Genomic DNA, 20,706 nt, shown 5'->3' with positions numbered 1-20,706 from the left:
GGTTCCAGGCGCTCCGCGCCCTTCCGCGCGGCTCACGGAATTGCCACGACGGCCCGATAATCAGCAAGATCACATGAAACAGGCGATCGCAGCGGTTTCCAGGCTCCTTTGCACGCTGGGGATTCTTGGCCTCGTGGTGCTGGTGAACCGTTCGCAGTCTGACGAGGCGTCGGCGGATGGTGTCCGGTGCGAGCTCGACCCGCCACGGGACATCCCCGGACTCGAGGCTTGCCTGGCGCGCTCGCCTCGCGACGTGGAACTGGTCCTGGACCTGGCGGCCGCCTACGACGCCGCCGGGCGGCCGGCCGATGCGCGCGCGCAGTACCTGCGCGCCGCGGCGATTGATCCACGCGACGCCGACGCGCGACGGCGCCTCGACCAGCAGCCATGACGGGCGCAGTGATCGGCATCGCACGCTTGCTGAATGCCACCTACTTCGTCGGCACCTGTGTCTATTGCCTCCTGAGCTACAGCTCGTTTGCGTACGCGCAGTTCATCAAGCCTCAACTGGTCGGCTGGATTCCGGACGTGGCCGCGACGCACCACCAATGGTTCTGGCTGACGGTGCTGATCACCACGCCAACGCTGGTTCCCGCCCTGCGGCGAGGCACGTCCACCCAGCGGGTGGTGGCGGCGATCTACCTTGGCGCAAACGTGTGTCTTGGCGTCTGGCTGCTCGTCAACCCGGTATTGCTGCTCGCAGGACCCAATTCCCGCACGCTGCTGCTGGCCATGCTCTGCCTGGTCCCGCCATTCGCGCTCGCCGTGGTCGACCACCTCACGGCGGTCCGGCCGGCGTTGCAGCCAATCGAGCCGTCGCGGCTGTTCAGGGGCGCCGCGACCGCAGCCATCGCGGTCTGGCTCGCATACGTGTGGTTGATTCCCTGGTACATTCCGCGAACGGTCGGCGTGGAGTTGTCGTGGGCCGCGCTGCTGCTGGCGGTCGTGGTCTCGCTGTTGTCGCACCTGATGGTGTTTGCGCTCATCTACCTGATCGCGGCTGCCGCCGTCGCGCTGGCGGCGCTGCTACGACGGCCGCAGGCGGAGTACTGGACGCTGGCGGCGCTCTGTGCCGGCGCATTGGCTTTCGTGTTTCACCGCGTGGTCGCGTCGGCGCTGTCGTTCCAGTCGGCCGAGTCGTGGGTGCTGTCTGGCGGTCTCAGCGGGTTGTTCGTCGCCATCTGGTCCGGCGTGGCCTGGCAACAGACGGTGCGGGGCGGCGATGCTTCCCCGGATGCGGTGGACCTGTGGTTCCGCCCGATCGCCAACCGCTTCCTGGTCGTCCCTGGCCTCATCCTGTTGCCGCTGATCGCGTTGGCGCTCAGGACCGCGGTCGCGCATTTTGACTGGAACTTCCTGTTGCAGAAGCTTGGTGTCACGCTGGTCTGGGCGCTGGCGCTTGGCTGGGCCAGCCTCGCCCTGCCACGGCTGGCCAGGATCGTCCCGCCGCTCAGCCGCCGCACCTGCGATCGGCTGGCCGTCGCCATGGTGCTGGTGGGCCTGGCTGCGGCGCCGGCCGCCACGCGCGTGGCCCGGTGGAGCGGCGAGGCAACCCTCGATCCGGAGTTCGTCCTCGACCGATTCTCGGCCCTCGACGGCTCGTATCAGCTGCTGCGCAGCCTGCTCAAGACCAACGCGGGTGCCGATGCGGACCTGTACCGCTTTCTCAAGGCCCACTCGACGCTTGGCCGAATTTCGGCGTCGCCGGTTGACGTCAACTTCGTCGATGCCTTCCACGCCACGGCCACCCCGCCCCCTCACGTCTTCCTCTTCATCGTTGACAGCCTGCGGCGTGACTACCTGTCGCCCTACAACGCCGCTGTCACCTTTACGCCGGCCACGCAGGCGTTTGCCGCCGAGTCGGTGGTGTTCGAGCGCGCCTTCAGCCGCTACGGCGCGACCGGGTTGTCGGTGCCCGCCTTGTGGACCGGCGGGATGATGCTGCACAAGCAATACATCGAGCCGTTCTCGCCCATGAACACGCTCGAGAAGCTGCTCGATGGCGCCGGCTACCGGCGCTTCATGAGCGACGACCACCTGGTGAACCTGTTCCGGCCCACGCCGGCGACGACACTCCTGGATCAGCAGATCGACGAGATGGATCACACGGTGTGCGCCACCGTCAGCGAGCTGCAGTCCCGCCTGGATGCGACCACCGGCGACCCACGGCCCATCTTCGCCATGACGCGGCCGCTGCAGTTGCACACGGCGCGCCTGATTCGCGATCCCGCAACCCCGGCCTCGGCTTATCCCGGGTTTGTGCCGGGCTATGCGGCGCAGGTGTCGGCGATGGATCGCTGTTTCGGCGGGTTCATCGGCTATTTGAAGCAGACCGGCCGGTATGACAGAAGCGTGGTGATCCTGACCTCGGATCACGGCGAGTCACTAGGCGAAGACGGCCGCTGGGGTCATGCCTACACGCTCTATCCGGAAGTGGTGCAGATCCCGCTGATCATCCACCTGCCGCCGGCCCTGCGTTCGGCCATGACCGCCGAGCCATCAGCCGTCTCGCTGTCGACCGACGTCACCCCCACGTTGTATGCCCTTGCCGGCCAGCCGCCTCGCGATCTCGGCGACCTGTACGGCGTGCCGCTGTTCACGCCGGCGGGCCAGGCCCCGCCAGTGCGGCGCCGCGACTCATTCCTGTTGTCGTCCAGCTATGGCCCCGTTTACGCGCTGCTCCGCCACAACGGGCGATCGCTCTATATCGCCGATGCCGTGCAAGGCATGGACCTGGCGTTCGAGATGCGGGCGGATGGGCGACTGGAGCGGCAGACGATGACCGATGTGATTCGCACCGTGAACCGGCGGCTCATGCGCGATCACATCGGCCAGATTGCGGCAGAGTACCGGTTCACCCCGGCACCCTGAACAACACTCCCCTAACTGAACAAGTACCCGCCCTTGGCGGCGGTGGCATCGGCCAGGCGCCGGCGCATGGTCACGGTGTTCACGGGCGTCACCTTCATCAACCGGCGCAGCGCCGCCAGCTGCGTGCGCAGGGTGTCGCCTTCGGCCATCGCCGCGAGGCAGCTGCGGGCCGCCAGCTCGATGCGTCCGGCCGCTTCGTTGGTGGTGATCCGCGCGGCATCGGCATGCGCGTCGGCGTTTGCGACCTTGCGCGCGGCGGCGTCCTGTGCCCGCAGGACCGCGCTCTCGGCCGCATACGTGTCGATCAGGGTGTCGGCGAGGTAGCTCAACACCTCCTGCTCCTGCTCGAGCTTGGTGCCGTAGCGCTGCATCGCGGTGCCTGCCACGAGCAGCACCACCTTCTTGAAGACGCCGCAGGCGCGCGCCTCGTCTGTCAGCGGCTCGTCCGACGCCTCCGGAATCGCCATCGACGGGCTCATGATCTCGTCCTGCAGCTGCTTGGCGGCCGCCAGCAGCGGCAACTCGCCCTTCAGCGCCTTCTTCATCAGCATGCCGGGGATCAGCAGGCGGTTGATCTCGTTGGTGCCCTCGAAGATGCGGTTGACGCGGGCATCGCGGTAGTGGCCTTCGGCGGGATAGTCGCGCACGAAGCCGTTGCCGCCGTGAATCTGCAGGTTCTCGTCGAGGATGTAATCCACGGTTTCGCTGCCGAGCACCTTGGCGATCGACGCTTCGACCGCGAACTCCTCGAGCGCCTGCAGCATCGGCGCCGGGTCGTCGGCCTTCTTGTCGACCGCGCCGGCCATGCGCTGGTCGATCAGCCCGGCGGTCCGGTACATCATGCTTTCGAGCGCGTACTGCCGCGCCGTCATCTCGCCCAGCTTGTGCTTGATCGCGCCGAACGTCGCGATCGAGACCCCGAACTGCTTGCGCGACACCGCGTACTTGGCGGCCTCGCCGATCGCCGCGCGCGCGCCGCCCGAGCACATGGCGCCCAGCTTGAAGCGGCCGAAGTTGAGCACGTTGAAGGCCACCTTGTGGCCCTTGCCGATCTCGCCGAGCACCGCGTCGGCCGGCACCTTCACGTCCTGCAGGATGACCGGGGTCGTCGAGGAGGCGTGCAGGCCGAGCTTGTGCTCTTCCTTGCCGCTCGAGACGCCGGGCCACTGGCGTTCGACGATGAAGGCGGTGAAGTGTTCCCCGTCGACCTTGGCAAACACGACAAACACGTCGGCGAAGCCGCCGTTGGTGATCCACATCTTCTCGCCGGACATCACGAAACTGCCGTCGGCCTGCTTCATGGCCCGCGTTTTCGCGCCAAGCGCGTCAGAGCCAGCCCCGGACTCACTCAGGCAGTAGGCGCCGGCCATGTCACCCGAGATCAGCCCCGGCAGGTACTTCTGCTTCTGCGCTTCGGTGCCGAACATGAAGATCGGCAGAATGGTGAGGTTGGCCTGCGCCCCGAAAGTGGCGCCAAACGAGGCATGCACGGCGATCTCCTCGGACACGACCAACGTCGAGATCTTGTCGAGGTCGACGCCGCCATAGGTTTCGGGAACGTTGGTGCCGAACAGGCCCAGCCCGCCGCACTTCTTGATGAGCTCTCGTTGCAGTGCCCAGTCCTTCTGTTCCAGGCGCTCGTTGGCCGGCATCACCTCGCCGGCGATGAACTCCGAGGCGGCCTGGCGAATCAGCTGGTGTTCTTCGGTGATCTTCTCGGGTGTCATCACCGAAGCCGGCGCCGTCTCTTCAATCAGCCACGAACCGCCCCGTGCCATCGTCCCCGTCGTCGCGCTTGCCATATTGTCTCTCCCCAACCGGTCCGGCTAAAGCCGGACGCTACATCTGACTAATGTGGTGTCCGGCTTTAGCCGGACCTTACATCCGTTCGAAGATCCCCGCGGCGCCCATGCCGCCGCCCACGCACATCGTGACCAGTCCGTACCGCGCCTTGCGGCGATGCAACTCGTGGATCAGGGTCGCTGTCAGCTTGCCGCCGGTGCATCCCAACGGGTGGCCCAGGGCAATGGCGCCGCCGTTGACGTTGACCTTGTCGGGATCCATGCCCAGCTCGTTCATGCACGCCAGCGCCTGCGAGGCGAACGCCTCGTTCAATTCGATCAGGTCAATCTGGTCCAGCGTCAGCCCGGTCAGCTTCAAGACCTTGCGAATCGCCGGCACCGGCCCGATGCCGAACAGTTCGGGCTTGACCCCGGCGGTGGCGTAGCCGACGAATCGCGCGAGCGGCGTGAGTCCACGTTCCTTCGCCAACGCTGCGGAGGTGACGATCACGGCCGCCGCGCCGTCGCTCATCTGCGAGGAGTTGCCGGCCGTGACCGTGCCGCTGACGTGAAACGCCGGCCGCAGCTTGGCCAGCGCCTCGATCGAGGTATCGCGACGCGGTCCCTCGTCCGTGTCGAACACGAGTTCCCTGGTCTTGGGCCCGCCCTTGGCGGAGTGGTCCACCACCCGAACCATCAGCGGAACAATCTCGTCCTTGAACCGGCCCGCGTCGATGGCGGCAACCGCGCGCTGATGGCTGCGCAGCGCGAACTGGTCCTGCGCCTCGCGCGAGACCTGCGATTCGCGCGCGTGATTCTCGGCCACGAGGCCGGTGCTCAGGTAGACATCCGGGTAGGTCGCCACCAGCGCCGGATTGGGCGACACCTTGTTGCCGCCCATCGGCACCATGCTCATGGATTCGGTACCGCCGGCCACGGCCGCCTGCCCCTGGCCCAGCATGATGCGCTCGGCGCCATAGGCAATGGCCTGGAGGCCTGACGAGCAGAAGCGATTCACCGTGACGGCAGAGGCCTCGACCGGAATGCCCGCGCGCAGGCTGGCAATGCGGGCCACGTTCAGGCCCTGTTCGCCTTCCGGCATCGCGCACCCGAGGATCACATCGTCGATCGCGGCGACGTCGAATCCGGGGACGCGGGCGAGGGCGCCCGTGATGGCGGCGGCGGCCAGTTCGTCTGGGCGCATCACGCTGAGGGTGCCCTTGGGCGCCTTGCCGACGGCGGTGCGAACGGCGGAAACGATGACGGCATCCTGCATGGTGATTCCTATTTCGCCGGGGCAATGACGTCGGCCAGCAGGCCTTCGACGGCATCGCCGACGAGCGACGTCTTCATCTCGAACAAGTGGTTGGCATCTTCGATGGTGATCAACTCTTTCGGTTCAGGGATCTGCCCGTAGAACTTGCGGACCTCCTTGATCGAAATCAGTTCATCGTCTTCGCCGTGGACGATGAACTTGGGCAGCGGGCAGGTGGCCAGCACGCCGAAGTCGTAGCGGTCGACCGGTGGGGCAATGCCGAGCAGCAGCGACACGCGTGGATCCTCGGCGCCGACGGTCATGGCAATCCACGACCCGAACGACATGCCCGCAGCCCAGATCGGGAGGCCCGGAAAGCGTTCGGCCACGAAATCGATGGCGGCCGTGAAGTCGGCCTTTTCGCCCGCGCCCGAGTCGAACGTCCCGGCGCTCTGTCCGACCCCGCGAAAGTTGAAGCGCAGGGCGGCGACGCCAATGCGCGGCATGGCCTTGGCGGCCTGGTACAGCGCCTTGGTGTGCATGGTGCCGCCGTGCAGCGGATGCGGGTGGCCGAACACGGCCACCGCCCGCGGCTCGCCCTCGGGCTCGTCCAGCAGCGCTTCGAGCGGGCCGGCGGGCCCGGGAATTTCACGCAGGAATTCGGGTGTCATCCACAAACCTTCCAAGAATCTCCGCGAACGTGTCGGGCCGCGTCACCAGGCCGATGTGGCCGGTGCGTTCCAGCACCACCCGTTGCGCCGACTGCAGCTCTTGCATGTACTCCTCGGTCACCTGCACCGGGACCACCTGGTCGAGTCCGGCCTCACCGGTCATGACCAGCGCCCGTGCCCGGATGGTACGCGGATCCGCAAACTGGTGGCCTGATGCCCATGTCACTCGCCGCGCCATGAGCGTCGGCGAGGCCGGCGCCATCGCGATGCGCGCCCCCTGGCCAGCCATGAACCTGAGCCGCGCGCCGATCTTCGGAATCGCCGCCGCCACTTCCGGATTCATTCGCCCCGGTGCCGTGACGACGAACATCGGGCTCATCAATCGCGGTGCGCTCAGGTAGCGCCGCTGGCTCTCGTTCGGCTGCCATCCGCTGTGTAGCGCCGAGGCCAGCACGAGCGACGAGACGCGCGCGGGAGATCGCGCGCTGAACTCCGCCGCAATCAACCCGCCGTACGAGACACCGACGATGGCGGCCTGCGACAGCCCGGCCCGATCCATGGCGGTCCCGACCTGGGCGACGTAGTTGTCGAAGGCCCTGGCCGGATCGCACGGGAACGGGCTGGTCTTCTCGTCGCAGAGCGAGAACGAGATCACGCGATGGTGCCGCGCCAGCGCCTCGACGGCCGGACGCATCCACTCCCAGCGGCCTTGCAGGCCGGGGATGAGCACAATCGGTGAGCCGGTGCCGACATCAATCACCCTCAGTTCCTCAGCGGCTTGCCGGTCTTGAGCGTGTGCTGGATCCGTTCCAGCGTCTTGCGTTCACCGATCAGGCTCATGAACGCCTCGCGCTCGAGGTCCAGCAAATAGTGCTCGCTGACCGTCGTGGCATGCGGCAGGTTGCCGCCGCCCATGATGTGCGCGAGCTTGCGGCCGACCACGGCGTCGTGATCGCTGGCGCGGCCGGCGCGCCACATCAAGTGCACGCCGAGGTTGAGGGCCGCGGTGACCGATTCGCCGCCCACCGGAATCGCGGTGCGCGGCGCCGGCGCGCGGTATCCTTCGCGCACCCGCTCGAGTGCCTTGGACTTGGCATCGGCCATCAGCCGTTCGCGGTTCATCGAGATGCCATCGGTCACCGCCAGGTAGCCGAGGCGCCGGGCCTCGGGACCACTCGTCGAGACCTTGCCCAGGGCCATCGTCTCGAAGGCCTTCTGGATGTACGGCAACGGATCGCTGTGCGGCGTCGGCAGTTCGGCCATCGCCCGCGCCGTCATCTCCTTGGTGCCGCCGCCGCCGGGGATCAGCCCGACCCCGACCTCGACCAGGCCCATGTACGTTTCAGCCGCCGCCTGCACGCGGTCGCCGTGCAAGGCGATTTCGGCGCCGCCACCGAGCGTCAGGCCCGCCGGTGCGACGACCACCGGCACCGGGCTGTAGCGCAGCGCCATGGTGGCCTGCTGGAAGGCGCGGACCATCATGTCGATCTCGTCCCAGTTGCCTTCCTGGGCTTCGAGCAACACCAGCATGAGGTTGGCGCCGGCCGAGAAGTTCGGCGCGTCGTTGCCCACGACCAGCGCCTGTCCGCTCTTGGCGGCTTCCTTCACGCCGGCGTGCAGCATCTGAACCGTGTCGGCACCGATCGCGTTCATCTTCGAGTGGAACTCGACCGCAATGACACCGTCGCCGAGATCGACCAGGCTGGCCCCGGCGTTCTTCTTGATGACGAGCCCCTGCTCCTTCGCCGTCCGGAGGATCTGCAGGTCGGCCGCGGCCGGCTTGACGGCGCCCTCGCGGAAGCGGGTCAGGCCGCCGTCGAGCATGCTGGCGATCAGCGGCGGGACGCCGCCGGCCATGGCATGGCCACCGGCGGCCTCGGCCGCCGCGAGCACTTCGCGTACGCCGATGATGTCGAACAGCTCGAAGGGGCCCAGGTCCCAGCCAAAGCCCCACCGCATCACCCGATCGACATCGTCAATCGAATGGGCGATCGCCGGCGTGACCCGCGCCGTGTAGACCAGTGTCGGCGCGAGGGTTGCGCGCAGGAACTCGCCGGCCTTGTCCTTGGCGTTGAACAGCGCGCGCACCCGTTCCGACAGGTCGTCGATCGCTCGGCCCGCTTCGATCGACCCGATCCGCGCCGACTGCTTGGCCCGGTACTCGAAGGTCGCCGGATCGAGCGTCCAGATTTCGCTTTCGCCCTTGGCGTTCTTGCGGCGCTCGTAAAACCCCTTGCCGGTCTTCTCGCCGAGCTGCCCACGCTTGATCAATTCATCGACCAGGCCGGGCACCGCGAACGCGGCGCGGTCGGCAACGCTCTCGAGCCGTTCGTTCAGGTTGCGGAGCACGTGCGCGAGGATGTCGATGCCGGCGATGTCCATGGTCCTGAACGTCGCGCTGCCTGGACGGCCGAGCGCCGGGCCGGTGATCGCATCGATCTCCTCGATCGTGTACTTGCCTGTGGCGAGCGCTTCGAGCGTGCGCGCCACGCCGTACAGCGCGATGTGGTTGCCGATGAAGTTCGGCGTGTCCTTCGCCACCACCACGCCCTTGCCGAGCCGGTGGTCGCCAAACCGCGTGACCGCGGCCACGACCGCGGGATCGGTCTCGGCGGTGGGGATGATCTCGAGCAGCCGCAGGTAGCGCGGCGGGTTGAAGAAATGCGTGCCGAGCCAATGCCGGCGGAAGTCGTCGGATCGGCCCTCGGCGAGCGCGGCGATGGGAATGCCCGAGGTGTTGGTGCTGACAATCGAGCCGGGCCGCCGCTTCTCGTCGACGCGCGCCAGCAGCTGCTGCTTGACGTCGAGCCGCTCGATCACCGCTTCCATGATCCAGTCGGAGGTGCCGATCTGGTCGAGGCCGGTGTCGAAGCCGCCGGTGGTCACCAGCGTGTGGGCGTCCGGCGTGAACTGCGGATCCGGCTTCAGCTTGCGGGCCTTGTCGAGGCCCTGGCGCGCCAGTTCGGGAGTGAGGTCCAGCAGCAGGACGGGAATGCCGGCATTGGCACAGTGCAGGGCAATCTGGGCGCCCATGGTGCCGGCGCCGAGCACGGTCACGGAGTTGATGGGGATCATCGCGTGTGCGGCCTCCCGAGCCCGTTGATGAACAAGTCGACGACCGCGTCAGCTTCCGCGGCGAGGTCGTATTTGCGGCGGCTCAACATCCAGTTGGTGGCCATTTCGTCGAGCGCCCCGAAGAAGATCTTGGTGGCGGTGGTTGGGCTGACGTCCTTGCGGAACACGCCGGCCTGCTGGCCATCGGCAATCGCGTCGCGAATCAGCTTCAGGTAGTCCTGCAGGAAGGTGGCGGAGAAGCGCTCCATGAACTTCACCGATTGCCGCAGTTCCACCTGGAAGACCACCGCCAGGTCCCGGTTACGGCCGAGCCGTCCGAGGTGCAAGTGGGCGATGCGCCGCAGACGGGCGGCCGGGTCGGTGACGCCGTCGACAGCGGCGCGGCCCTCGGCAATCACCTCGCTCATCGAGCGCTCGAAGATCGACACGAGCAGGTCGTCCTTGCCCTTGAAATACAGGTAGACGGTGCCGGCCGCCACGCCGGCCACCTTGGCGACATCGGCGACCTGCGACTGGAAGAAGCCGTTCTGCGCAAACACGCGGGTGGCCGCCCGCAGAATCAGGTCGCGCTTGTCGGTGGTACCGGCCGGCTTGACGGCGGTGAGCCGCCGCGCCGCTACCGCCATAGCCGTAAATGAATGAACATTCATTCATTGTCACGCCCGGGCCCGGCGGCTGTCAACCGGCGATTGGGGATTACCGGACCTCGAGCGTGGCCTGGATGGTGGCCATGAAGGTCTCGGCGATTTTCCGGTAACCGGCTTCGTTCGGGTGCAGCCCGTCGATGCCGATGTAGGTATTCACCGCCGGCAGCAAGGCCCCGTAGATGTCCACCAGCGTGGCGCCCTCGCCGCGAACCACCGGCAGCAGGCGCTCGTTGAACCCGATCACCGAAGACGAGGGCCGCGCGCTGGAGCCGCTGCTTCGCGACGGTGCCAGGTTGGCGATGAACACCCGGGCACCGCGGTGGCGCCCTTCCGCGGCCATCGCCCCCACGGCACTGACCGTGGTCGACAGCGCCGACGGGTCGCCGATGTCGTTGTAGCCGTGCATCAGCAGGAGGACGTCGGGACGATGCGTCGACAGCGCCTGGGCAAGCCGCAATAGCGACGACGATTCGCGCGCACGCTCGCCGGCGAGGCCTTCGTTGATCACGATAATCGACGAGGTCTGCGTGGTGTAGCGGGCGCCCATCAAGCCCTGCAGCACCGTCGGATACGCCGCCGACGGCACGATCCGGAGGACAAAGTTCGGGAACCCTTGCGCCGTGACTCCCGCAATCGGCGACGTCACTTCGCCCTGGGTGATGCTGTCGCCAAAGGCCAGGAACTTCGTCGCCGTGAGTTGCGGTATGCGGCTGACCGTGACCGGGAAGCTGCACGTCGCCGTGCGGCTCAGGGAATCGCTCGCGGTGCACGAGACCGACGTGGTGCCAAGCGCGAACGTCGTACCCGACGCGGGCGTGCACGACACCGTAACCGGCGACTGCCCGCCGCTCGCCGACGGCGTCGTGAAGGTAACGGCGGTGCCGCTGGCTGACGTGGTGCTGGCCGTGATCGCTGCCGGACACGTCAGGCTCGGCGGATCAGGAATGGGCGTCGGGGTCGGGGTTGGCGTCGGCGTCGATGTCGGCGAGGTCGGGCTGCCGCACCCAGCCGCCATGGCAGAGGTGAGCGCCGCCGCGCCGACCAGTTGCAGGACCCAACGGGCGCCCCTCCGGCGCCTCGATTTCACGTATCTCATTGACCGTCGATTGTATCCCCGCTAGCCGGGAAGGAACTCGTAGCAGCCCGGCGTAACCAGCAGCCGGCCGCTTGCGGTGAAGGACAAGCTCGACGGTGCGATGATGCCGGCGCCGCGAAATTGCACCGTGCGTACCTTCTCGCCGTCAGAATCGTAGACGTAGGTAAACGGCACCACGAACGACACCCACAGACGGCCCGCCCCATCCGCCGCCGCCGTGCGCACGGTCGGCGTCACCATTGGCAACTCGCCATCGCCGGCCGCCCGGCGGGGCCAGCGGGTAGGGAGCGCCTGGACCACAGGATCGATCTCGCGGCCCTGGATTGAACGCTCATAGACCAGCTCGCCCGCCGCGTCGTACTTGCGGAACGCCGGCGCCCCGGCCATGAAGACGAAGAAGAAGCCGCCGGCAGGATCGGGAATGGGTATGCCCGCGTTCAGCGCCAGGTGCACCTGGCGATCGGCCTCGTGGCCGGTGCGGCGTAGCTGGCCGATGGTCCGGGTTGGTGTGCCGGCGAGACCGTACTCGGTAATCAGCCACCCCGAGTCGGGCTGGCTCATCACGAGCGACCGGCCGGTGTAGGTCAGCGTCCCGACGCCGTTGAGGCTGAGCGAGCCCAGTACGACGCGCGCCGCGCCTCGGCCCGGCAGCAGAAACCCGCCGGTCCGGACACCCGTGGCGTCGAACAACTGCACCCGTTCACGGCCATTGGGGGCATCGGCCACCGCGAAGCTGCCGTTGATGGCGACATCGAACGCGCTTGGTTCGATCACGCGGCCGTCCTCGGCGCCGATCTGCACGAGCTTGCGGCTGGTCCGGCCCTTTTCGTCGACGGTGTACACGGCATGTGCGCGCCGATCGAAGACGTAGTAGTCGCCGCTGGCGATTTGCTTGAAGCCGAGGGGTTCGCGGAACTGGCCGACCACGTCGGGGGCCAGCGTGTTCACGGACCTCAGCACCTCGAGGCGGCCAGGCGAAACACGAACGGCGGCCTGGTCGCCCAGTGCCGCCGTGGTGGCCGAAAGAAAGACGAGTAACGCCGCGCTAATACGCCGCAAGGGCCTTGATCGCGGCGAGCACATCCGCCGACTGCGGCAGGATGACCTCCTCGAGTTCCGGGCAGTACGCCACCGGGCAGTCCATGGCGGCGACCCGCTTGACGGGCGCATCCAGGTGCTCGAACAACTCGTCGCTGATGCGGGCGGCGATCTCGGCGCCAAAGCCGCACGTCAGGGTGTCTTCGTGCGCGATGATCACCCTGCTGGTCTTGCGCACGAGCTCGGCAATCCCGTCCCAGTCGTACGGCATGATCGTGCGCAGGTCGAACACCGCGACGCTGATGCCGTCCTTCTCGGCCTGCTGGGCCGCCAGCAGCGAGCGCTGCACGAGCGCGCCCCACGTCAGCACCACCATGTCGGTGCCTTCGCGGCGCAGCGAGCCCTTGCCGAACGGAATCATGAACTCGGCGCCTGGATAGGCGCCCTTGTTGTAGGTCTGGCGATAGAGGTGCTTGTGCTCGAGGTACAGCACCGGGTCGTCGCAGCGGATCGCCGTGCGCAACAGGCCCGCCGCATCCACGGCGTTGCTCGGAAAGACAATCCGGACGCCCGGGCAGTGCGCGAAGATGCTGACCCCCGACTGGCTGTGGTACGGCGCGCCGCCGCGCAGGTAGCCGCCAATCGGCACGCGCAGCACCATCGGGCACGACCAGTGATTGCCCGAGCGGTAGCGCAGCATCGACATCTCGTCCTTGATCTGCATCATCGCCGGCCAGATGTAGTCGAAGAACTGGATCTCGACCACCGGCTTGATGCCGCGGGTCGCCATGCCGACCGCGCGGCCGACGATGTTGGCCTCGGCGAGGGGCGAGTTGAAGACCCGCTCGGGGCCGTGGGCCTTCTGCAGGCCGTGGGTGACCTTGAACACGCCGCCCTTGCCGGGCACGTGCGCCAGCGCCGCCGCCCGGCTCGCGTCGGCGACGTCCTCGCCGAACACGACAATGCGCGGGTTCTTCGTCATCTCGTCCTTGAGCGTCCGGTTGATGGCCGCCACCATGGTGTCGGGCTTGCCCTCCGAATGGGCCGGCGTCTCGAAGTCGGCCGAGGTCGGATCCACGTCGGGCGAGAACACGAAGTGATCGGCGGTCTCGACCGACGGCTTGGGCGCCTTGAGCGCCGCCTCGGTCGCTTCGGCGATCTCGCGATCGACCGACGCCGCGATCTCATCAAGGTCGGCATCGGTGGCCAGCTTCCCTGCCAGCAGGAACGCCCGCATCCTGGTCAGCGGGTCGCGCAGCGCCTCGGCCGTGCGCTCGTCCGGCGTCTTGTACAACCGCTCGTCGTCCGACAGCGAGTGCGAGTACGGCCGGATCACCTTCGCATGCACGAAGGCCGGCTTGCGGTCGCGGCGCACCCGCGCGACGGCCTCGCCGAGGGTGCGATAGCTATCGACGAAGTCGGTGCCGTCGCAGCGGAAGATTTCGAGGTTGGGGAACGACTCGACCAGCTTCGAGATGTCGCCGCCGGCGGTCTGCACTTCGACCGGCACCGAAATCGCGTAACCGTTGTCCTCGACGAGGAACAGCACCGGCACGTTGCGGGTGCAGGCGGTGTTCAGCGCTTCCCAGAACTCGCCTTCACTGGTGGCGCCTTCGCCGATCGACATGTAGGTGATCTCGTCGGCGTGGTAGTGCTCGTCGCGATCGGGGATGTCGGTCAGTCGCTCGTAGAGCATCCCGGCCTCGCCGGCGCCGACGGCCTGGAGGCACTGGGTGCCGGTCGGGCTGCCTTGCGATGGGATGTTGAGCGCGGTGTGACCCCAGTGCGACGGCATCTGGCGGCCGCCGGAGTTGGGATCGTCCTTCGCGCCGACCGCGCTCAGCAGCATCTCGAGCGGCGTCATGCCGAGCTGCAGGCACAGCGCGCGGTCGCGATAGTACGGATAAAACCAGTCGTAGCCTGGGCGCAGGTGCAGGCCCGCCGCCACCAGCACCGCCTCGTGGCCGGCACCGCTGATCTGGAAGAAGATCAGGCTCTGGTTCTTGAGCTGAATCTCCTTGTCGTCGATGCGGCGCGACAACAGCATCGTGCGGTAGGCCCGCACCAGCTGATCGCGTGTGAGACCGCCCCATTGCGCGTCGGCGCCGGCGGCCGGGGCCGTGCGCGCATCGGGTCTGGATGCCAGCGTCGAAGCCTTCATGTCGTCGAAAATTATACCATCCGGCCGAATGCTATAATCCGCGGCAAACGCATGCCTTCACCATCCGTACGCCTCTATCGCTGGGACGAGATCGCGCTCGAAAAAGTCACCGAAATGATCTCCCGCAAGATCATCACCGGCGAACGCGAGATGGTTACCCAGATCTACCTCAAGCGTGGCGCGCTCGTGCCCATGCACTCGCACGAAAGCGAGCAAATGACCTACGTCCTGCAGGGCGGGCTGCGATTCGTGATTAACGGTGAGGAGATCACCGTGCGCGAGGGCGAGGTGCTGCACATTCCGTCATGGCTGCCGCACCAGGCCGAGGCCATCGACGACACGTTCGAGATGGACATCTTCAGCCCCATCCGCCAGGACTGGCTGGACGGCACCGACAGCTACTTCCACGACAAGAAATGACAAGAATTCACGAACCGTGAACGTTCTTTTCACTCTCGCGCTGCTCGCGGGCCTGGCGCTGTGGGGGCTGGCGGTCTATCGCCGCCTGCACCGCCTGCGCCGGGCGATCCTGCTCGAGTGGAAGGCCCTGGACGCCCGCGAGAAAGCCGGGGAGACCGGCCTCGACGGCTCGCGTTATAACCAGCTCGCCACGGCGTACAACGCGGCCCTCGAAGCCTTCCCCGACAACGTGATCGCCGGGCTCGCCGGCTTTCGCGCCGCGCAGAAGTTCGTCAGCACCAAACCGTAACTGCCAACTGTCCACTCTTCAACTATCAACTTCCAGGCGCAGTTAGTGGATGTGCTTCTTCCAGTCGCTCTTCCAGTCGTCGTCTGACGCGCGGCCGCCGGAATAGACGTCGAACTTGCTGCGCGCGCGGCCCATCTTCCACCGCAGCCACCGGTACTTCAATCCATCCAGCGGGCGGACCCGCAGCCCCTTCAAGTACAGGTAGCCGACCACCAGCCCGCCCAGGTGCGCGGCGTGGGCGACCCCGCCGCCCGGCCCGCCGAGCGCCGAGAAGAAGGCGATCGCGCCGACGATCATGACGAAGTACTTCGCCGGGATCGGAAAGATGAAATAGAGATAGATCGGCCGGTTCGGAAAATACATGCCGTAGCCGAGCAGCAGCCCGTAGATGGCGCCCGAGGCGCCAACGGTGACCGAGTAGTAGATGCCGTCGACGAACAGCGACAGCAGCAGGCTGGTGACCGCCGCCCCAATGCCGGTCACGAAGTAGTACTTCGTGAAGAACCGCGTGCCCCACGTGCGCTCGAGCTCGGTCCCGAACATCCACAGCGAGAGCATGTTGATCAGCACGTGGCCGACCCCGCCGGTGCTGTGCAGGAACATGTAGGTGACGGGTTGCCAGACGGCGAAGTCCTCGAACACCGCGCGTGGTTCGAGGCCGAGCCGCAAGGTCATGGCCGGCACGATCAGGTTGAGCACGAACATCACCACGTTGATGATGACGAGCAGCTTGACCGCCGGCGTCATGCGGCCCGGCCCGAACGAGAACGAAGCGCCCGAAGCAGAGGGATAACGAGCCATGCGCGTCCTCGAATCGTACTACGGGAGCGCCTCGAGCGGCGTTCCCGGGGCGCGGCGCGCCGCGCCGGTCGCCGGCAGCCCGGCCGCCAGCGCCGCCGCCACCAGCGGCAGGAAGGCCAGCGTGGCCAGGGTCCGCTCGATCCCGAACCGGTCGGCGCCGGCTCCGATCAGCGGGACGGCGAGGCTGCCGACACCCCACGCAAACCCCATCATCAACGACGACACCGTGGCGGCGCCGCCCTTCACGAAGCTTTGCGCGAAGGTCACGCTGATCGGCAGCGTCGACTGCAGCAGCAGGCCGCCGATCGCCAGCATGACGGTGAAGCCGAGCGGCGACAGCCACGGCGCCGTGGCCATGAATGGGACCGCGGCCACGAGCGACCACACGATCACCCGCCGTGGCCCGACACGGTCGGCGAGCGGACCGCCGATGAACCCGCCGATGCCGCTGGCAAACAGGTACAGCGACACCGCCAGGCTGGCTTCGCCGATCGAGTACCCCTGCTGCGTCAGCAGCGTCGGCGTAAACGTCATGAAGCCGTAGCTGGTCGCCGTGCGGAGCACGATCGTGAAATAGAGCAGTGACAGCGGCACCGCCGCCGGGCGCAGCGACTTCCAGGTCGAGCGTTCGTGCGCGGCGGGCAGCGTAAACGTGGGCACGTGCCGCAGGGTCCACGCCAGCGCGAGCAGGCCGGGAATCATGATCAGCGGCGACCATTGCAGGCCCATGAAGGCGATGAACGGCGCGAACAGGATCGGCGCCGCGGAGAAACCAAGCGAGCCACCCGACAGGTGCGTCGACATCGCGAGACCCTTGCGATGGTCGGACAAACGGTAGACCAGCGCCGCCGCCGGCGGGTGGAACGCCGCGCCGCCGAGGCCCCCCGCCACCAGGATCACGCCCAGCATGAACGGCGACGTCGCCAGCCCGATGAAGCTCAACAGGACGACTGCGACCAGTGGGCCGGCCATCACCAGCAGCCGCGGGCGCCAGCGATCGGCCAGCGCGCCGAAGCCCAGCTGCGACACCGAGTTGGCCAGCTGGAAACACATCGCGACCGTACCGGCGGTCGCGAGCGACATGCCCAGGTGCGGGATCAGCAACGGCAACAGCGGCGCGTAGATGTTCGTGTAGCCGTCGACGACGACGTGGGTCGAGGCGATCTTCCAGATCGAGGTGTGCAGACCCAGCCAGCCGCGGTCCTTCACCTGGCCATCCTCTTGAAGCGTCCGATCACGAGGTCTCGTGCCTCGCCGAACTCGGGGATGCGCAGCACCTGCGATGCGGTCGCCAGCGTCAGCAGGGCGAACCCGATGCTGAGGGTCAAGCGGATGACCTGCAGCGCCAACGATTGGCCCGGCAGCCACTGGGTCAGCAGCTCGTTCGCGCCCCACGCGCCTCCCCCCATCGCGGCGGCCGCGGCGACGATCCGGACCAGCGAACCGATGATGCGGTGACCGTCGATGCCGCTCAACTCGCGGCGCACGAGCCACAACTGCACGCCCGCGTTCAGCAGGGCGGTCGTGGCGGTGCCGAGCGCCAGGCCGCGGAAGCCGAGCACGCCGACCAGCCACCAGTTGAGGGCGACGTTCACGACCACGGAGGCCATGCTCACCATCACCGGGATGCGGCTCTTCTGCAACGAGTAGAAGGTCGGCGTGACAATGCGCACGATCGAGTAGCCCACCAGTCCCAGCGCGTAGAACTGCAGGGCCGCGGCGGTCGCCATCGTGTCGGCCGCGGTGAACCGGCCGCGCTCGAAGATGACCGCGACGATCGGCTGTGCCAGCACGATCAGGCCGACCGTCGCCGGCACGTTCAGCAGCAGCATCAACGAGATCGCGCCGGCCAGCGTGGAGCGGATGCGGGCGAAGTTGCCTTCCGCCACCAGCCGCGACACCGCCGGCGTGGACGCGGCGGCAATCGACACGCCGAACAGGCCGATCGGCAGGTACATCAGCCGGAACGCGAGATCCAGGTAGGTCACCGCGCCGGTGCCCGCGCTGGTCGCCAGCATGGTGTTGACGAACACATTGATCTGTGTCGTCGCCATGCCGATGGTGCCGGGCCCCATCAGCAGCAACACGCGGTGCAGGCCTTCATCGCGGACGTCGATGATCGGGCGGTAGCGGAAACCCTCCTTGCGAAGGGGCGGCCATTGGATCAGCAACTGGCCGATGCCGCCGACGAGCGTGGCGATCGCGACCATGGTGATCGGTTCGATGCCGAACGACGGTGCCAGCGGGATGAACACGATCGCGATGGCGACGACCGCAACATTGAACATCGCCGGCGACAACGCCGGGACGAAGAAGTGTCCGAGCGAGTTGAGCATGCCCATCAACGCCGCGGCCACGGCCACCAGCGTCAGGAACGGCAGCATGATGCGCGTCAGGTGAACGGTCAGCTCGACCTGGCCGGGCACCTTGCTGAACTCCGGCGCGAAGGTCCGTACCAGCGGTTCGGCGAAGACGATGCCGGCCAGGACGAGGACGCTGGTGACCAGGATCAGGGAGTTGATGACCGAACTGGACAGGGTCCAGGCCCGCTCGCGCCCATGAAGCGTCAGCTGCCTTGTGAAAGTCGGCACAAACGCCGCGCTCATGGCGCCTTCGGCAAACAGGTCGCGGACCAGGTTGGGAATGCGGCCCGCCACCCGAAACGCGTCGGCCGTGCTTTCGGCGCCGAAGTAGAAGGCGAGAACCTGATCCCGAACCAGCCCGAGTATACGGCTTGCGAAAGTGGCCAGCCCGAAGACCCCGGCAGACCTGGCCAGGCGTGGTTGGGAGTCGGGCATCAGTCAGCGCAAGCGTAGCATGGCGGTTAGTGTGCGCTGGTGAAACGGCGTTCTGCCGGCTGACGACTTACCAGCGTGCCGGCACAAAAAAGTAGGGCTCAAGCCGTTCGGCTCGAGCCCTCAGGAGGATGGTGAGAGGCTGACTAGGCCTTTCAAATATATAGACGGCTCACCCTGGGAAAATGTTTGCACCCGGCCCGGGAATCTGCACGGTTGTTGTGACTAACCGAGGGACCGGCGCACGGCGTCATTGACCTTCTTGCCGTCGACGGTCTTGCCCGCGAGCGCCGCGATCGCCGCCTTCATCACCTTGCCCATGTCCTTCGCGGTGCTGGCGCCGGTCTCAACGACCGCCGCGGCCACCGCTGCCGCAATCTCGTCGTCGCTGGCCGCGGCCGGCAGGTAGGCGTCGAGCACGGCGATTTCGGCCTGCTCCTTGTCGGCGAGGTCGACCCGTCCGCCCTTGGTGAACTGCTCGATCGAGTCGCGCCGTTGCTTGACCAGCATCGACACGACCTGCAGCTCCTCGGCAGCCTCGAGCGCACGCCCTTTCTCGATGCTCTTGTTGGTGAGCGCGGTCTTCAGCATGCGCAGGGCCGTGAGCCGCGTCGCATCTTTCGCCCGCATCGCCGTCACGATGTCGGCACTGAGCGTTTGTTCTAACGACATCTTCTTGGACCTCTGAACCTCTGAACCTGTGAACCTGTGAACCCGCGAACCCGCTAGTGATCGAGCTCGCCGTCGCCAAGCGTGAAATGCCAGTCGTCGGTGGACTGGGTGAAGCCCTTCGTCGCCGGCACGGCATTGACCTTCAGCGTGAGGTCGATGCCCGACTTCACCATGAAGTAGCCCGAGCGCCGCAGCACGCGCCGGAACGCGGCGTGCGTGGCATAGCAGCGAATCTTGTCGGAATCAGCCACCCGGGCCTCGCGGTCCACCCACCGCGCCAGCGTCTTCAACCCGCGTTCGTCGCCCGGGTCGGCAAGCAGGTCGACAATCTGCGTCACGCGTCCCTGCGGCTCGCGCAGGTGCCGGTAGACGACGTAGCCGTCCACCTCGTCGCCGCGCCGCAGCAGCGCGGCGGTGTAGCGCACGTGGGGCGGCTCGATGTATTTCCAATTCAGGTAGCGCGCGTCGCGCTTGACGGCAATCGCGAACCGGCCCGCCATGCGCTCCCAGAGCCGATCCGAGCGCTCGTCGAACCGCCGCACGACCTCCACCTCTTCGCGCAGCGGCTGCGCGCGCGAGACCAGCCGCACCACCGGTAAGGCCAGCGCCGAGACCAGGCGGTTGATGGCGACCGGCCAGGTCGGAATGCGCAGCGCGCGTCGGCTGATGGGCTTGACCAGGCACGACAGCGCCTGTGCCTTCGGCCAGCGCATTTCGTCGAGCCGCGCCCGCGTCGCCGGCGACAGCCCCGCGCCAAGCGCCACACCGGTGCCGCGATCCCAGGCCCGCAGCAGCGACCCGCCCAGGCCCTGGCGCTGGCGTTCGGCGACCACGAGCGGGTCGGTGCTCCACGTACCCGCCGCCTCCTGTCCGCCGACCGTAACGAGCACGGGCAGCAGCGGAATCGCGGCGATCAGCGTCGGTCCCTCACGGACGACCCAGTACGGCGGCTCCAGGCTGCCGGCCGGATTGCGGCGGACCCAGTCCCAACGCAAGCGAAGGCGATCCGCCGCCTCGTTGCCGAGCGTCCGCCGATAGAGCTGTTCTATGCCCCGTCGATCGTCAGGGGTGTAGCGTTCGATTTCTGCCATGGGCAAAACAAGCCGCGCCAGTTAGTGCTGCGAGGGAAGTTTC

General features: G+C 67.2%; 19 protein-coding genes. 5 read left to right on the top strand and 14 right to left on the bottom strand.

Annotated features, from left to right (window positions below):
• Window positions 1–73: 73 nt before the first annotated feature.
• Both Q8T13_09545 and Q8T13_09540 read left to right on the top strand, forming a co-directional pair.
• Window positions 74–391 carry a hypothetical protein gene (locus tag Q8T13_09545; protein MDP3717992.1) on the top strand — a complete coding sequence of 106 codons (318 nt, stop codon included), beginning with the start codon at window positions 74–76 and terminating at the stop codon, window positions 389–391.
• Window positions 388–2,871: a sulfatase-like hydrolase/transferase gene (locus Q8T13_09540; GenBank protein MDP3717991.1), complete on the top strand. Its 2,484-nt coding sequence runs from the start codon at window positions 388–390 to the stop codon at window positions 2,869–2,871. The genes Q8T13_09545 and Q8T13_09540 overlap by 4 nt, the downstream gene beginning before the upstream one ends.
• Before the next feature lie 11 nt (window positions 2,872–2,882).
• Here the strand turns inward: Q8T13_09540 and Q8T13_09535 are convergent, their stop codons facing one another.
• The 7 genes from Q8T13_09535 to Q8T13_09505 form a co-directional block, all read right to left on the bottom strand.
• Window positions 2,883–4,673, bottom strand: coding sequence for an acyl-CoA dehydrogenase family protein (locus Q8T13_09535; protein ID MDP3717990.1), 1,791 nt, complete (start codon window positions 4,671–4,673; stop codon window positions 2,883–2,885).
• 76 nt (window positions 4,674–4,749) lie between these two features.
• Window positions 4,750–5,928, bottom strand: coding sequence for an acetyl-CoA C-acyltransferase (locus Q8T13_09530; protein MDP3717989.1), 1,179 nt, complete (start codon window positions 5,926–5,928; stop codon window positions 4,750–4,752).
• Between the two features lie 8 nt (window positions 5,929–5,936).
• Window positions 5,937–6,578, bottom strand: a complete 642-nt coding sequence (locus tag Q8T13_09525) for an alpha/beta hydrolase (protein ID MDP3717988.1) — start codon at window positions 6,576–6,578, stop codon at window positions 5,937–5,939.
• Complete coding sequence (locus tag Q8T13_09520; GenBank protein ID MDP3717987.1) at window positions 6,556–7,338, bottom strand: alpha/beta hydrolase; 783 nt, start codon at window positions 7,336–7,338, stop codon at window positions 6,556–6,558. The genes Q8T13_09525 and Q8T13_09520 overlap by 23 nt, the downstream gene beginning before the upstream one ends.
• Before the next feature lie 2 nt (window positions 7,339–7,340).
• The gene (locus Q8T13_09515; protein MDP3717986.1) at window positions 7,341–9,653 is read right to left on the bottom strand and encodes a 3-hydroxyacyl-CoA dehydrogenase NAD-binding domain-containing protein; all 2,313 of its coding nucleotides are present in this window, start codon (window positions 9,651–9,653) and stop codon (window positions 7,341–7,343) included.
• Window positions 9,650–10,303, bottom strand: a complete 654-nt coding sequence (locus tag Q8T13_09510) for a TetR/AcrR family transcriptional regulator (protein MDP3717985.1) — start codon at window positions 10,301–10,303, stop codon at window positions 9,650–9,652. The genes Q8T13_09515 and Q8T13_09510 overlap by 4 nt, the downstream gene beginning before the upstream one ends.
• Window positions 10,304–10,349: 46 nt before the next feature.
• The gene (locus Q8T13_09505; protein MDP3717984.1) at window positions 10,350–10,946 is read right to left on the bottom strand and encodes an SGNH/GDSL hydrolase family protein; all 597 of its coding nucleotides are present in this window, start codon (window positions 10,944–10,946) and stop codon (window positions 10,350–10,352) included.
• On the opposite strand from Q8T13_09505, the gene Q8T13_09500 reads away from it, so the two are divergent.
• Window positions 10,921–11,421 carry a hypothetical protein gene (locus tag Q8T13_09500; protein ID MDP3717983.1) on the top strand — a complete coding sequence of 167 codons (501 nt, stop codon included), beginning with the start codon at window positions 10,921–10,923 and terminating at the stop codon, window positions 11,419–11,421. The two genes, Q8T13_09505 and Q8T13_09500, sit on opposite strands and share 26 nt — an antisense overlap.
• Here the strand turns inward: Q8T13_09500 and Q8T13_09495 are convergent.
• A complete protein-coding gene (locus Q8T13_09495; GenBank protein ID MDP3717982.1) occupies window positions 11,418–12,455 on the bottom strand; it encodes a hypothetical protein in 1,038 nt (345 codons plus the stop codon). The genes Q8T13_09500 and Q8T13_09495 overlap by 4 nt on opposite strands.
• Window positions 12,442–14,595: a dehydrogenase E1 component subunit alpha/beta gene (locus Q8T13_09490; protein MDP3717981.1), complete on the bottom strand. Its 2,154-nt coding sequence runs from the start codon at window positions 14,593–14,595 to the stop codon at window positions 12,442–12,444. Before Q8T13_09490 ends, Q8T13_09495 begins: the two co-directional genes overlap by 14 nt.
• Window positions 14,596–14,646: 51 nt before the next feature.
• Here Q8T13_09490 and Q8T13_09485 point away from each other — a divergent pair, with 51 nt between their 5' ends.
• Together Q8T13_09485 and Q8T13_09480 are read left to right on the top strand one after the other, a co-directional pair.
• Window positions 14,647–15,015, top strand: a complete 369-nt coding sequence (locus Q8T13_09485; GenBank protein ID MDP3717980.1) for a cupin domain-containing protein — start codon at window positions 14,647–14,649, stop codon at window positions 15,013–15,015.
• Between the two features lie 16 nt (window positions 15,016–15,031).
• Entirely contained in the window at window positions 15,032–15,304 is a 273-nt protein-coding gene (locus tag Q8T13_09480; GenBank protein ID MDP3717979.1) for a hypothetical protein, read from the top strand.
• 42 nt (window positions 15,305–15,346) lie between these two features.
• On the opposite strand, the gene Q8T13_09475 is transcribed toward Q8T13_09480, so the two are convergent.
• The 5 genes from Q8T13_09475 to Q8T13_09455 form a co-directional block, all read right to left on the bottom strand.
• The gene (locus Q8T13_09475; GenBank protein ID MDP3717978.1) at window positions 15,347–16,105 is read right to left on the bottom strand and encodes a rhomboid family intramembrane serine protease; all 759 of its coding nucleotides are present in this window, start codon (window positions 16,103–16,105) and stop codon (window positions 15,347–15,349) included.
• Window positions 16,106–16,123: 18 nt separating this feature from the next.
• The gene (locus Q8T13_09470; protein ID MDP3717977.1) at window positions 16,124–17,314 is read right to left on the bottom strand and encodes an MFS transporter; all 1,191 of its coding nucleotides are present in this window, start codon (window positions 17,312–17,314) and stop codon (window positions 16,124–16,126) included.
• Window positions 17,311–18,903 carry a murein biosynthesis integral membrane protein MurJ gene (gene murJ / locus Q8T13_09465; protein ID MDP3717976.1) on the bottom strand — a complete coding sequence of 531 codons (1,593 nt, stop codon included), beginning with the start codon at window positions 18,901–18,903 and terminating at the stop codon, window positions 17,311–17,313. The genes Q8T13_09470 and murJ overlap by 4 nt, the downstream gene beginning before the upstream one ends.
• A 222-nt stretch (window positions 18,904–19,125) precedes the next feature.
• Window positions 19,126–19,572, bottom strand: coding sequence for a GatB/YqeY domain-containing protein (locus Q8T13_09460; GenBank protein ID MDP3717975.1), 447 nt, complete (start codon window positions 19,570–19,572; stop codon window positions 19,126–19,128).
• A gap of 53 nt (window positions 19,573–19,625) precedes the next feature.
• Window positions 19,626–20,663, bottom strand: a complete 1,038-nt coding sequence (locus Q8T13_09455) for a hypothetical protein (protein MDP3717974.1) — start codon at window positions 20,661–20,663, stop codon at window positions 19,626–19,628.
• Window positions 20,664–20,706 lie beyond the last annotated feature (43 nt).

The organism is Acidobacteriota bacterium, from assembly GCA_030697165.1.
Taxonomy (GTDB): domain Bacteria; phylum Acidobacteriota; class Vicinamibacteria; order Vicinamibacterales; family UBA2999; genus 12-FULL-67-14b.
Note: the sequence above shows the minus strand (reverse complement) of the source record. Positions and strands in the feature narration are given on the sequence as shown.